At 70.9% G+C, this 13,192-nt stretch carries 9 protein-coding genes and 1 pseudogene; 5 read left to right on the top strand and 5 right to left on the bottom strand.

All coding sequences use genetic code 11. The annotated features are described in order from the left end of the window. Positions 1 to 94 precede the first annotated feature (94 nt). The gene (gene tmk, locus BLQ63_RS24495) at positions 95 to 2,230 is read left to right on the top strand and encodes a dTMP kinase (protein ID WP_218125483.1); all 2,136 of its coding nucleotides are present in this window, start codon (positions 95 to 97) and stop codon (positions 2,228 to 2,230) included. Further along, positions 2,227 to 3,384: a DNA polymerase III subunit delta' gene (locus BLQ63_RS24490; protein ID WP_218125482.1), complete on the top strand. Its 1,158-nt coding sequence runs from the start codon at positions 2,227 to 2,229 to the stop codon at positions 3,382 to 3,384. The genes tmk and BLQ63_RS24490 overlap by 4 nt, the downstream gene beginning before the upstream one ends. A gap of 165 nt (positions 3,385 to 3,549) precedes the next feature. Here BLQ63_RS24490 and BLQ63_RS24485 read toward each other — a convergent pair whose 3' ends face one another. Next, positions 3,550 to 4,128 (bottom strand): hypothetical protein, encoded by a 579-nt coding sequence (locus BLQ63_RS24485; protein WP_091040166.1) that lies wholly within the window; start codon positions 4,126 to 4,128, stop codon positions 3,550 to 3,552. A 153-nt stretch (positions 4,129 to 4,281) separates the two neighbouring features. Between BLQ63_RS24485 and BLQ63_RS28930 the strand changes: the two genes are divergently transcribed. Continuing rightward, complete coding sequence (locus BLQ63_RS28930; protein ID WP_218125481.1) at positions 4,282 to 4,950, top strand: hypothetical protein; 669 nt, start codon at positions 4,282 to 4,284, stop codon at positions 4,948 to 4,950. A gap of 123 nt (positions 4,951 to 5,073) precedes the next feature. Here the strand turns inward: BLQ63_RS28930 and folE are convergent, their stop codons facing one another. Both folE and ftsH read right to left on the bottom strand, forming a co-directional pair. Continuing rightward, complete coding sequence (gene folE, locus BLQ63_RS24475; RefSeq protein ID WP_091040165.1) at positions 5,074 to 5,715, bottom strand: GTP cyclohydrolase I FolE; 642 nt, start codon at positions 5,713 to 5,715, stop codon at positions 5,074 to 5,076. A gap of 113 nt (positions 5,716 to 5,828) precedes the next feature. After that, a complete protein-coding gene (ftsH, locus tag BLQ63_RS24470; protein ID WP_091040164.1) occupies positions 5,829 to 7,808 on the bottom strand; it encodes an ATP-dependent zinc metalloprotease FtsH in 1,980 nt (659 codons plus the stop codon). A 280-nt stretch (positions 7,809 to 8,088) separates the two neighbouring features. Here ftsH and hpt point away from each other — a divergent pair, with 280 nt between their 5' ends. After that, the gene (gene hpt / locus BLQ63_RS24465) at positions 8,089 to 8,724 is read left to right on the top strand and encodes a hypoxanthine phosphoribosyltransferase (RefSeq protein WP_091040163.1); all 636 of its coding nucleotides are present in this window, start codon (positions 8,089 to 8,091) and stop codon (positions 8,722 to 8,724) included. Between the two features lie 339 nt (positions 8,725 to 9,063). Here hpt and tilS read toward each other — a convergent pair. Both tilS and BLQ63_RS24455 read right to left on the bottom strand, forming a co-directional pair. Continuing rightward, a pseudogene (gene tilS, locus BLQ63_RS24460) lies at positions 9,064 to 10,044 on the bottom strand (tRNA lysidine(34) synthetase TilS); the annotation flags it as partial. After that, positions 10,037 to 11,149: a zinc-dependent metalloprotease gene (locus BLQ63_RS24455; RefSeq protein ID WP_177155089.1), complete on the bottom strand. Its 1,113-nt coding sequence runs from the start codon at positions 11,147 to 11,149 to the stop codon at positions 10,037 to 10,039. The pseudogene tilS and the gene BLQ63_RS24455, both read right to left, overlap by 8 nt. A 229-nt stretch (positions 11,150 to 11,378) precedes the next feature. On the opposite strand from BLQ63_RS24455, the gene BLQ63_RS24450 reads away from it, so the two are divergent. Next, entirely contained in the window at positions 11,379 to 13,169 is a 1,791-nt protein-coding gene (locus BLQ63_RS24450; RefSeq protein WP_143015072.1) for a carbohydrate-binding module family 20 domain-containing protein, read from the top strand. Positions 13,170 to 13,192: the final 23 nt, after the last annotated feature.

The raw sequence follows: 13,192 nt of genomic DNA, 5'->3' as shown, positions 1-13,192 counted from the left end.
GGCCACTCAACCGACCGCGCCGGGACATGAGGCCGCGCCGGGCCGACTAGTCTCGTAGTCGACCCGGTGCGGTCTTTGACTTTCGAGGAGCAGCATGGCGAACACCCTTGCCGACATCCAGACGGTGCTGCGTATCCGCCCGTTCAGAAGGCTGTGGACCGTACTCGGTCTCGCCTCCTTCGGCGACTGGCTCGCGCTGTTCGCCACCGCGGGCTTCGCGCAGTCCCTGTTCGACGACCCCGCCGCCAAGGGCGCGGCGTTCTCGGCGACCATCGTGCTCCGCCTGCTGCCGTCACTGGTGCTCGGACCCGTCGCCGGCGTCTTCGCCGACCGGTTCGACCGGCGCAAGACCATGGCCGCCTGCGACACCGCGCGCTTCGTGCTCATCGCCTCGGTCCCCACCGTCTACCTCATCACCAACAACACCGCCGTCACCGTCGCGTGGCTCGCGATCGCCCAGGTGTGCATCGAAGGCGCGGTCCTCATCTGGTCCCCGGCGAAGGAAGCCGCCGTCCCCAACCTGCTCCCGCCCGAGAAGTACGAGGCCGCCAACCAGCTCAGCCTCGCCACCACCTACGGGCTCGCCCCGCCCCTGGCCTTCGCCGTCCTGGCGATCCTCGAACGCGGACAGAACGTGTGGGCCAACCTCGGCCCCTGGGCCGAACCCATGGTCATCGCCCTGTACCTCACCGCCGCGATGTTCGGCATCCTCGCCGTCACCGTCTACTTCTTCATCCCCCAGATCTCCGGCCGCTACGGCCAGATCGCCGCCAAGACCTCCAGCGTCTGGAACGACTTCGTCGAAGGCTGGACCTACATGCGCAGCCGCGAACGCGTCCGCGGCCTCATCCTCGGCATGCTCGGCGCCTTCAGCGGCGCCGGCATCCTCATCGGCGTCGGCACCGTCTACGCCACCACCCTCGACGCCGGCGAAGCCGCCTTCTACATCCTCGCGGTCTTCCTCTTCCTCGGCCTCGGCGCCGGCATCGCCTTCGGCCCCAAACTCATCGGCGAACTCTCACGCCTGCGCTGGTTCGGCATGAGCATCGTCCTCGCCGGCGTCGGCCTCGCACTCGACGCCGTCGCCCCCTGGCTGTGGGTCTCCCTCCTCGGCTCCGTCGTCATCGGCCTCGGCGCCGGCATGGCCTTCCTCGCCGGCATCACCCTCCTCCAGCGCGAGACCGAAGACGAGATCCGCGGACGCATGTTCGCGTTCATCGCCGTCTCCGCCCGCGTCATCCTCATGCTCGCCATGACCGTCTCCGCACCCCTCGCCGGCTGGCAGGCCGCCCGACAGCTCGACCTCGGCTTCACCGAAGTCGAACTCTCCATGAGCCGCATCCTCCTGTTCGTCGCCGCCGCCCTCGTCGCCTGGCTCGGCGTCACCGCCTTCAAATCCATGGACGACAAGCCCGGCGTGCCCGTCCTCGCCGACCTCTGGTCCTCCCTGCGCGGCCGGCCCCTCTCCGCCGCCGTCCCCGTCGCCGGATCCGGCTTCTTCGTCGTCTTCGAAGGCGGCGAAGGCGCCGGCAAGTCCACCCAGTCCGTGAAACTCGCCGCCTGGCTCAAACTCCGCGGCTACGAGGCCGTCCTCACCCGCGAACCCGGCGCCACCGACATCGGCATGCGCATCCGCACCCTCGTCCTCGACTCCGGCGGCGACTCCGCCCCCGGCCCCCGCGCCGAAGCGCTCCTCTTCGCCGCCGACCGCGCCCAGCACGTCGAGAAGGTCGTCCGGCCCGCCCTCGAACGCGGCGCCGTCGTCGTCTCCGACCGCTACATCGACTCCTCCATCGCCTACCAGGGGTCCGGCCGCGACCTCGGCAAAGACGAGGTCGCCTGGGTCTCCTCCTGGGCCACCGGCGGACTCAAACCCGACCTCACCGTCCTCCTCGACGTCGAACCGCAGGCCGGCCTCCACCGCGCCAAGGCCGGCGGCACCGGCGACCGCCTCGAACAGGAAGAACTCGACTACCACGAGAGAGTCCGCGAGACCTTCCTCCACCTCGCCGCCGCCGACGCCGACCGCTACCTCGTCCTCCCCGCCGCGGGCACCCCCGACGAGATCGCCGCCGCCGTCCGCGAAGCCGTCGCGCAGCGGCTCGACATCCGCACCCAGACCGCCCGCACCGAAACCGGCTGGCCCGGCCTCGACAGCGACAAGCACGACGCGAAGACCCCCGGCGACTACGGATGGAGCACCGTCGCCGAAGAGGCCGGACGCCCGTGAGCGGCCCCGGCGTCTTCGCGGAACTGGTCGGCCAGGACGAAGCCCGGCGGGTCCTCGCCGACGCCGCCCGCGGCACCGGCATGACCCACGCGTGGCTGTTCACCGGCCCGCCCGGATCCGGCCGCTCCACCGCCGCCGTCGCCTTCGCCGCCGCACTGCAGTGCCCCGACGGCGGCTGCGGCGAATGCCACGCCTGCCGGACCACCCTCGGCGGCACCCACTCCGACGTCACCCGCGTCATCCCCGAAGGACTCACCCTCGGCGTCGACCAGGTCCGCAAGCTCATCCTCGAGGCCAGCCGCGCCCCCACGCAGGGGCGCTGGCAGGTCCTCATCGTCGAAGACGCCGACCGCCTCACCGAAGCCGCCGCGAACGCCCTGCTCAAAGCGGTCGAGGAACCGCCGGAGCGGACCGTGTTCCTGCTGTGCGCGCCCTCGGTCAACCCCGCCGAGATCTCGGTGACGATCCGGTCCCGGTGCCGCGTCATGGGACTGCGCCAGCCCCCCGCCGAGGCGATCGCGGACCTGCTCGTGGCCCGCGACGGCCTCGACCGGCGCGAAGCCGAGCTGTACGCCGCCGCCGCGCAGGGCCACGTCGGCCGGGCCCGGCGCCTCGCCACCGACGCCGAGGCGCGCGCGAAACGCCACGACGTCCTCCAGATCCCCCGCCGCCTGACGGGCCTGGGCGCGTGCTTCACCGCCGCGGTCGAACTCATCGAGGCCGCCGAAGCCGAAGCCTCGGGCACCTACACCGACCGGTCCCTCGCCGAACGCGAAGCGCTCGAGACCGCGCTCGGCAAGGGCGGCACCGGCAAGGGCGCGTCGAAGGCCTCGCGCGGCTCGGCGTCGGCGCTCAAGGAGCTGGAGAAGCGCCAGAAGACCCGCGACACGCGGGCGCAGCGCGACTCGCTCGACCGGGCCCTGGTGGACCTGGCGGCGTTCTACCGCGACGCGCTCGCGGCCGGGTTCGGCGCGCGGGTCGACCCGATCCACCCGGACATGGCCGACACGACCAGGGCCGCGGCGGGCAGGCTCAGCGCCGAATCGCTGCTGCGCCGCATCGACGCGATCCTGGACTGCCGCAAAATGATCGAAGCGAACGTCCGCCCGCGCATCGCGGTGGAGGCCATGATGACCAGGCTCTGGCAGGCCTGACCGGCCCACTTGTCGCACCCCCGCGCCATGGTTGAACCGGGGGACGCCGAACTCCGACACGCCCGACCCCGGGGGCGGGCAGCCCCCGAACGTCGCACCCCTGCGGCATCCTTGCAGTCCGGGGGCGCAGCGAATGCCCGTTTTGAAGGCTGATGCCCGCTTCGCTCACTGCGTCCACAGGTGGTGGATGAACGCGTCCTGGGCCTTGGGCAGCATCCCGGTGCGCTGCCAGCGGTACCAGGCCCGCTCCTCGACCACGCGCACGCAGAAGTCGCCGTCGACCTCGAACGGCTCGGAGACGCAGCGGAAGTCGTCCCTGAACGCCCCGTCCGTCCAGTACCAGACCCGGCGCCCGACCAGGCTCGGCACGTCCGAGGCCGGGTAGGGCCGGCGCACCGGCGGCCGGTCGGGGTCGGAGAGCCGCTCGATGAGGTACCCGGGGCGCGGGGCGCCCGTGCCGGGCTCGGGCCGCTGCACGTACACGTCCTCGGCCGGGACCAGGCTCGCGTAGGCGTCCCCGTCGCCGTCCACCGCCCGGTAGTAGTCCGCCTCGGATATCAAGGGCACCAGCAGCATCCCGTCCCTCGTGACCGGGTCGTCGGCCCGCAGGTCGAACTGCCAGCCGCAGCCCGCCGCGCCGAACACGACCCGCGCGGAGTGGAAGTCGAAGGCCCGCACCGCCGGCACCGGGACCAGCGCCGGAGGCGGCTCGGGAACGTCGAAAGCGCTGTCGTCAAAGCCCAACGAACACTCCTGACGTTCGGGGACAACCGCATACGGGAGGGACGGGAGAAAGCATAGGGGGTTGGCACACTCTGGGGATTCACGGCCCTCAGCGCGGTCGTAAAGTTCTTCTCACAAGCACCGAACACTTCAAGATCTAAGGATGGAAGAGCGATGAGCGAGTACGAAGACCCGGCAGCGGTCGAAGAAGACGTCACCACCGACGAGTACGCGACCGAGGAAGAGGCGACCTACACCGAAGAGGTCCCCGCCGAGGACTACACCGCCGAAGAGGACTACTACGAGGACTCCTCGGTCTCCACGGTCACCGAGACCTTCGACGTCGACGGCGACGGCTACGCCGACGAGACCATCACGACCGACGGCGTGACCCTGATCGACGCCGACGGCGACGGCGACGCCGAGGGCGTTGCCACCGACTACGACGGCGACGGCATCTCCGACGAGGTCATCGTCGACGCCGACGGCGACGGCACGGTGGACTCCTTCGTCTACGACACCGACGGCGACGGCCTGATCGACACCTGGGAGTCGGACACCGACGGCGACGGCGTCACCGACCAGGTCTCCTCCGACACCAACGCCGACGGCTACGTCGACACCGTCGCGACGGACACCAACGCCGACGGCTACGCCGACGTGGTGGCCACCGACTACAACGCGGACGGCCTGCTCGACGAGCTCTCGGTCGACTCGGACGCCGACGGCGTCGCGGACACGGTCGTGTCGGACAACGACGGCGACGGCTTCCTCGACACCACCTACACCGAGGCCACCCCGGAGGGCGACTCGTTCCAGTCGCAGACCGGTCAGGTCTTCTAACAACCGGAAGCTTGAGATCTGGACACCCCTGACCTCATTCATCCTTACGGCGAAGGCCGGATGCGCAGCGCATCCGGCCTTTCGGCGTCCCCGCTCGGGGACGGGTCGTCGGCGGCGGGCGGCTCACCCGGCGGTGCCGCGCAGCAGCGACATGGCCTCGGCGCGGGTGCGCGCGTCGGACTGCATGGAGCCGCGCACGGCCGAGGTGATGGTCTTGGAGCCCTGTTTCCTGATGCCGCGCATGGACATGCAGGTGTGCTCGCATTCGACCACGACGATGACGCCGCTGGCTTCGAGCGACTTGTAGAGCTGGTCGGCGATCTGGCTGGTGAGTCGCTCTTGGACCTGCGGTCGCCGCGAGTAGACCTCGACGAGGCGCGCGAGTTTGGAGAGGCCCACGATCTGGCCGTTCGCGCCGGGGATGTACCCGACGTGGGCGACGCCGGTGAACGGCAGCAGGTGGTGTTCGCAGAACGACTGGACGTCGATGTCGCGCACCAGGACCAGTTCGTTGTGGTTCTCGTCGAACGAGGTCTTGAGGACCGCGGCGGGGTCGACGCGCAGTCCGGCGAAGAGTTCGGCGTAGGCGCGGGCGACGCGCCGGGGGGTCTCCTTGAGTCCGGGCCGGTCCGGGTCCTCGCCGATCGCGGCCAGGATCTCCCTGACGGCGGCTTCGATCCGCCCCAGGTCCACCGCGTCCTCGACGGGGCTGCCGTTGATGCGGCCGTCGATCAGGCGGGCGGCCAGGTTGTCGAGTTCAGCCATCGGCCAAGCTTACGGGTTTTTGCCGCGGGCTCCAGTGGGGTTTGTCACCGCCCGGAAACGAGCGGCCCCGCCTACCCGGTAGGCGGGGCCGCTCGCGCGTCGTCGTTCGGACTTCAGGCCTGGGGGCCCTGGCCCTCGGTGGCGGGGCCGATCTCGATGCCCTCGTCGGGGCCCTCGGCGGGCTTGGAGCCGTTCGGGGTCGAGACGGGCGGGTTGCCGAGCTTGCGGGAGGCGGTGCCGTTGAACGGGGCCATCGGCGGGCGCTTGACCACTCGGGTCGCGATCCGCGCCAGGTCCTCGGTGTTCAGCGTCTCCTTCTCGAGCAGTTCGGTGACCATCTGGTCGAGCACGTCGCGGTACTCGGTGACGATCGCGTAGGCCTCGTCGTGCGCGATCTCGATGAGGAGGCGCACTTCGGCGTCGATGTCCGAGGCGATGTCGTCGGAGTAGTCCCTCTGGTGGCCGTAGTCCTTGCCGAGGAACGGCTCGGAGGCGCTGGTGCCGTACTTGATGGCGCCGAGTTTGGCGGACATGCCGTACTCGGTGACCATCGCGCGGGCGACCTTGGTGGCCTTGGAGATGTCGTCGGAGGCGCCGGTGGTCGGGTCGTGGTAGACGAGTTCCTCGGCGGCCCGCCCGCCCAGGGCGTAGGCGAGCGTGTCGATCATCTCCGAGCGCGTCTGCGTGTACTTGTCCTCGACCGGCAGCACCAGGGTGTGCCCGAGGCTGCGGCCGCGCGGCAGGATGGTGAGCTTGTGGACGGGTGCGGCGTGGGGCAGCGCGTGGGCGACGAGCGCGTGGCCGGCCTCGTGGTAGGCGGTCATCTTCTTCTCGGCGTCGCCCATGACGCGGCCCTTGCGCTCGGGTCCGGCGATGACGCGGTCGATGGCCTCTTCGAGGGCGTCGGCGGAGATCGCCTTCTCGTTGTGGCGCGCGGTCAGCAGCGCCGCCTCGTTGATGACGTTCTCGAGGTCCGCGCCGGAGAAGCCGGGGGTGCGCCGCGCGATGGTGTCGAACTCGACGTTCGGGACGAACGGCTTGCCCTTGGCGTGGACGGACAGGATCGCCTGGCGCCCTTCCTTGTCGGGGGCGTCGACGGGGATCTGGCGGTCGAAGCGGCCGGGGCGCAGCAGGGCCGGGTCGAGGATGTCGGGGCGGTTCGTGGCGGCGATGAGGATGACCCCGCCGCGGGTGTCGAAGCCGTCCATCTCGACCAGGAGCTGGTTGAGGGTCTGCTCGCGCTCGTCGTGGCCGCCGCCCATGCCGGCGCCGCGGTGGCGGCCGACGGCGTCGATCTCGTCGACGAACACGATGGCGGGGGCGTTCTCCTTGGCCTGGGTGAACAGGTCGCGGACGCGGCTGGCGCCGACGCCGACGAACATCTCGACGAAGTCGGAGCCGGAGATGGAGTAGAACGGGACCCCGGCCTCGCCGGCGACGGCGCGCGCGAGGAGGGTCTTGCCGGTGCCGGGGGGGCCGAACAGGAGGACGCCCTTGGGGATCTTCGCGCCCAGCTCCTGGTACTTCTTCGGGTCCTCGAGGAAGTCCTTGATCTCGCGGAGCTCCTCGACGGCCTCGTCGGCGCCGGCCACGTCGTCGAACGTGGTCTTGGGGGTGTCCTTGGACACCATCTTGGCCTTGGACTTGCCGAAGTTGAGGACGCGCGAGCCGCCGCCCTGCATCTGCGACATGAAGAACAGCAGCAGGAGCACGATCAGGACGATCGGCAGGAGGCTCAGCAGGAACGAGACGAACACGGAGGTCTCGTTGACCTCGGTGTCGAAGTCGACGCCGGCCTCCTCGAGCTCGGTGGCGACGGTCTCCATCATCCCGGCGGGCACGTAGGCCTCGACCTGGGAGTCGTCGTCGCGGGTGAGCTGGACCATCTGCTCCTTGTCGAGCAGGTTGGCCTCTTTGACGTTGCCGTCGTTGATGTCCTTGAGGACTTCGGAGGTGGTGGCCTCGTCGTATTCGGAGCCGCCGGACCAGAAGCTGCCGATGAGGACCGCGATGAGGGCGATGAGCACGATCCATACGAGCGGCCTGCGGAAGAACCGCTTCCGCTCAGGTGTGGGTCTCCCGGCGTCGACCACTCGTTTCCTCCTGCTGCGTCGTCGCGTTGTCGAGTGAGCGTTCTCCACGGCTATGTGTGCTTCGCCGCGGTCCTGTAGGGTTTCCTGGCCTTCAGGGCGCTTAGAACTCGAACGTACACGGTGGGGAGGTTCGACGTCCCGCAGCGTCAGGGGCCCATGGCACTCCGCGCCGGTTACCGCCCTTACCCGCCCCGCTGATAGTCCGTAATTAGTACCACGGGCAGGTTGACTTCGCCCACCCAAGCCTGCGGCGCGAGCGAACGGGTGGCACCCTTGTTACATGACGTCGGAGCTAGCCAGCCCAGCATCGGTGCCGTCCGCAGCAGCGAAGGACGCCGTGTTCGACCCTGACTCGTGGTACGCCGATGAGATCGAGCGGACCATCATCACCGAGGACGAGATCCGAGCGAAGGTCGCCGAACTCGGCGCCCGCGTGTCGGCCGACTTCGCCGACAGCGCATCGGATACCGGCGACGAGCTGCTGCTCGTGGGCGTGTTCAAGGGGGCGGTCATGTTCATGGCCGACTTCGCGAGGGCGCTGACCGTGCCGGTGAAGATGGAGTTCATGGCGCTGTCCTCGTACGGGAGCTCGACCACCTCGTCGGGCACGGTGCGCATCCTCAAGGACATCGACTCGGACATCGCGGGTCGGCACATCATCGTCGTCGAGGACATCATCGACTCGGGGCTCACCCTGTCGTGGCTGCTCAAGTACCTGCAGGGGATGCACCCGGCCTCGGTCTCGGTGGTCTCGATGCTCCGCAAGCCGGGGGTGCAGCGCGTCGACGTCCCCGTGAAGTACGTGGGCTTCGACATCCCCAACGAGTTCGTGGTGGGCTACGGCCTGGACTACGCCGAGCGCTACCGGGAGCTCCCGTTCGTGGGGGTCCTCAAACCCGAGGTCTACCAGAAGTAGGGGCTCCGAACCGACCGTTCCCGACGGCCCGCGCCCGGCGCGGGCCGTCCTTATTTTTCGCTATAAGCGGAACGAAGTGAATCTCACGGCTCACCTGTCGCACCCCCGGGGCACACTTCGGAACCGGGGGCGCCGAGCCCGCGGGCGCCTGAGGCTTCGTGCTGGCCTGCCCGCGCCCGCCCGCCCGCCCCATTGGACGCCACCGGCGCCGCCGAACGCGGCCCGCCGGTCCCGGATTGTCGGACCCTTCGGGCATCCTGGAAAACCGGGGATCCATAACCCTGCCGCCGAAAGGCCTTCGGGCTGCCCGGCGATCGTCCGCTCAGTCGTGAGTTCGCCATCGGCGCGCCGCACCGCGATGCCGCCGGGCAGGAACGTCGGGCCCTGCCCGCGCCAGTCGGCGACCAGCGCGTCGAGCGCGTCCAGGTGCCGGTGGTTCAGCTCGGCGCCGTTGACGCCCGATTCCAGGACCCAGGCGCGCAGCGCCCGCCGCCGGACCGGGTCCGGCAGGGCGCCGAGCCGCTTCGCGTCCAGGCCCGCGGTCTCGCGGCGCGCCGTCGCATCGGCGGCCGCGCCGTGCCCGGTGCGGCACTCCTCGAGCGCGGCCGCGCCGAGCGCGTCGAGGTGGTCGGTGTCGGCGGCGACCAGCGCCGCGGTCCGCGCGAGGTTCGGCACCAGGTCCTCGCCGAGGACGCCCACGAGCGCGTCGAGCGCCGGGCGCAGCGCCGACCGCAGGTACCGCGGGTCTGAGTTGTGCGGGTCGGCCCACGGCCGCAGCCCCCGCTCGGCGCACGCCGCGTGCGTGTCGGACCGCGCGATGCCCAGCAGCGGCCGGCGGTAGGGCCCGCGCACGGCCCGCATCCCGGCGATGCCCCTCGGCCCGGCCCCGCGAACGAGCGCGAGCAGCACGGTCTCGGCCTGGTCGTCCCTGGTGTGGCCCAACAGGATCGCGGACGCGCCGTGCCGCCGTGCCGCGGCGTCGAGGGCCGCGTACCGCGCCTGCCGGGCCGCGCCTTCCGGCCCGCCCGCCTCGCCGACTTCGACGGTGACCGCTTCGGCGGGGTCGAATCCGACGGTCCGCGCCCACGCGGCGACGCCGGCCGCGCGCGCGGCCGAGCCTTCCTGCAGCCCGTGGTCGACGCTGACGAGTCCGGCCCGCAGGCCCATGCGCGGGGCGCAGAACGCGAGCGTGTCGGCCAGCGCGAGCGAGTCCGGCCCGCCCGAGCAGGCGGCGAGCACGAGCGCGTCGGCGGGGAGGTCGGCGAGCGCGTCGCGGACGGCGACGCGCAGCCGCGCCACCGAAGGCGGCAGTCTAGCCACGGCCGAGGCTTCGCGGGGCGAGGCTCGGCCTTCCGATGACGCGGGCGATCCACTGTTCGGGGTAGTCGATCTCGGTCTCGGTCGGCAGGTTCGCCGGGGCCTCCCAGACGCGGTTGAAGCCGGTGACGCCGTGTGCGGCGACGACGTGGTCGACGAAGCGGCGGCCGGCCGCGTACTGGCGCATCTTGGCGTCCAGGCCCAGGAGCTGGCGCACGAACTTCTGGAGCGTGGTCGGGTTGGCGCGGCGGCGGTCGAAGCGGCGGCGCAGGAGCGCGACGTGGTTGATGGCGGTGCGTCCGACGCCGTCCATGACGGCTTCGGCATGGCCCTCCAGGAGGGTCATGAGCGCCTGGATCTGCGAGATCGCTTCGCGCTGTTCGGGACTGGTGACCGCGGACATGACGTCGAGGCCGGCGGGCTCGGGTCCGGGCGGGCCGACGGGGCGGGTGTTCGCGGCGCCGGGGGCCTCGCCCTCGCGGGCGGCGGCCATCGCGCGGCGCACGGCGCGGGCGAGTCCGGCGGCGGAGGACCGGTCGGGTTCGGCGGCGTCGAAGAAGGTGTGGATGAGGTCGTGGAAGTGGTCCCGCATCCAGGGGACGGCGGTGAACTGGGTGAGGTGGGCGGCCTCGTGCACGGCGATCCAGAGGCGGAACTCGCGCGAGGGCAGGCGCAGGCGCCGTTCGACCTCGACGATGTTGGGGGCGACGAAGAGGAGGCGGCCGGAGTCGGCGGAGAAGGTCTCGAACTGGCCGAGCACGCGGGAGGAGAGGAACGCGAGGACGGCTCCGGCCTGGACGCCGGCGAGCCTGGCGGCGGCCCCGGCGGGGGCGTCCGGGTGGGCCTGCTCGGCGCCGAGCCCGATGAGGAGGCGGCGGAAGCCGGCGATGTTGACGTTGCTCCAGCGGACGCGGTCGACGACGTCCACGGGGGTGTCGCCGGTGGGGGTGAGGAGGGTGTAGTCGCTGACGAGCTCGATCGCGTGGCGGGCGTGGCGGTGGAGGTCGGCGACGACGTCGAGCGCGCCTTCGGGGCTCATGCGGGGCCCGCCGCGGCTGAAGGCCCGTGAGCAGGAGGCGGCGGTCTGCCAGTCGACTGACGGCAGCATCGGGTTTCCTGCGGGCGGCGCCATGGTCCAAGCCTATCCACAGCGCAGTCGTCTCGCCACCATCACGGTCCGGCACGGCGTGCGCGGCGCGTTCCGGGACGGGGTGCGCAAACCGGCAAACGGATTTAAATATCGACCATCTTGAAATCTATCTCCGGTTGATGTTAGGTTCTCCACAGACCCGCAACATCTTGCAGGTTTGCGGGCAGGACTTGCAAAGGGAGCAATGATGCCTCACACCATTCCCAGGCGGCTCCTCGCCGCCGCGGGCGGGACCGCACTCGCGGCAGCCGCCCTGCTCGCCGGCCTGACCGCCCCCGCCGCCGAACCCGAGCCCGCCCCGCTCGACGCCGCCCCGGCCGCCGCCCTCGCCGGCGGCGACTCGATCCTCAACATGTTCGAGTGGACCTGGAACTCCATCGCCGCCGAATGCGCCGGACCCCTCGCCGACTCCGGCTACACCCACGTCCAGACCTCGCCCCCGCAAGAGCACATCCTCGGCACCGACGCCTCCAGCGGCGAAGCCCACGCCTGGTACATCCACTACCAGCCCGTCAGCTACGAACTCGAATCCCGCCTCGGCACCCGCGCCGAATACGCCGCCATGGTCGACGCCTGCGACGCCAACGGCATCGGCGTCATCGCCGACGTCGTCATCAACCACATGGCCGCCGGCTCCGCCACCCAGACCCGATACGGCTCCAACGGCTCCGAGTACCGCCAGTTCCACTACCCCGACGCCGGCTACGACGCCTCCGACTTCCACAACACCGGCTCCTCCTACTGCGAGATCGACGACTACCAGGACCGCGGCGAAGTCCAGAACTGCCACCTGGTCGGCCTCAACGACCTCGACACCTCCCAGACCGACGTCCGCGAGACCATCGCCGCCTACCTCGACGACCTCACGAGCCTCGGCGTCGACGGCTTCCGCGTCGACGCCGCCAAGCACATCTCCGCCACCGACCTCGCCGCCGTCATGAACCTCGTCGACGGCGACCCCTACATCGTCCAAGAGGTCATCGGCGCCGCCGGCGAACCCATCACCGAAGCCGAGTACACCGGCATCGGCGACGTCCAGGAGTTCAGCTACGCCCACGACCTCAAGAACCACATCAACGGCGGCTCGGAGGCACGCCACCTGACCACCATGGGCACCTCCTGGGGCTACACCTCGCCCGCCGGCGTCTTCGCCGCCAACCACGACACCGAGCGCGGCTCGCAGACCATGAGCTACAAGAACGGCCAGGACTACCTGCTCGGCGAGGCGTTCATGCTCGCCTACCCGTTCGGCACCCCCGCCTCCTACACCGGCTACGCCTTCTCCGGCTCCAGCGACGCCCCGCCGCTCGACGGCGACGGCACCGTCGCCGACGTGAACTGCGGCGCCGACGCGTTCACGTGCATCCACCGCTCGCCCTACATGAGCGGCATGGCCGGATTCCGCGCCGCCACCGCCGGCGAACCCGTCGTCGACACCTGGGGTTCGGGCGACGCCTTCGCCTTCGGACGCGGCGACGCCGGCCACGCGGTCTTCAACGCCTCCAGCGCCTCGATCACCCAGACCTTCACCACGTCGCTGCCGGACGGCTCGTACACCGACGTCATCTCGGGCGCCGCCGTGACCGTCTCCGGCGGGACCTTCTCGGCCACCGTGGCCGCCAAGACCGCGCTGGCGATCTACGTCGGCAACACGGGCGGCGGTCCGGGCGGGGACGCGGACGACTGCGTGAACGCCAGCGCCTACGTCACCGGCACCAGTGTCGGCGACGAGGTCTACCTCGTCGGGTCCGTCCCGCAGCTGGGGAACTGGACGCCGATCGCCTCGGCGCACCTGTCGGGCGCGGCCTACCCGTACTGGAAGGGCACCGTCTCGGTCCCGGCCGGGACCACGTTCCAGTACAAGTACGTGATCGTCCGCGCCGACGGGAGCTACACGTGGGAGTCGATCGGCAACCGCACCGCGACCGTCCCGGCCACCGGGTGCCTGGCGCTGAACCAGACCTGGAACACCGCCTGACCCCGGCGGCCCGGGAACGGTCC

Origin of the sequence: Glycomyces harbinensis, assembly GCF_900101745.1 — a bacterium.
Lineage (GTDB): Bacteria > Actinomycetota > Actinomycetes > Mycobacteriales > Micromonosporaceae > Glycomyces > Glycomyces harbinensis.
Note: the sequence above shows the minus strand (reverse complement) of the source record. Positions and strands in the feature narration are given on the sequence as shown.

Excerpts from the sequence above, each read along its gene's own strand:
- tmk (WP_218125483.1), top strand. The coding sequence starts at position 95 with ATGGCGAACACCCTTGCCGACATCCAGACGGTGCTGCGTATCCGCCCG.
- BLQ63_RS28930 (WP_218125481.1), top strand. The coding sequence starts at position 4,282 with ATGAGCGAGTACGAAGACCCGGCAGCGGTCGAAGAAGACGTCACCACC.
- folE (WP_091040165.1), bottom strand. The coding sequence starts at position 5,715 with ATGGCTGAACTCGACAACCTGGCCGCCCGCCTGATCGACGGCCGCATC.
- hpt (WP_091040163.1), top strand. The coding sequence starts at position 8,089 with ATGACGTCGGAGCTAGCCAGCCCAGCATCGGTGCCGTCCGCAGCAGCG.
- BLQ63_RS24455 (WP_177155089.1), bottom strand. The coding sequence starts at position 11,149 with ATGCTGCCGTCAGTCGACTGGCAGACCGCCGCCTCCTGCTCACGGGCC.
- BLQ63_RS24450 (WP_143015072.1), top strand. The coding sequence starts at position 11,379 with ATGCCTCACACCATTCCCAGGCGGCTCCTCGCCGCCGCGGGCGGGACC.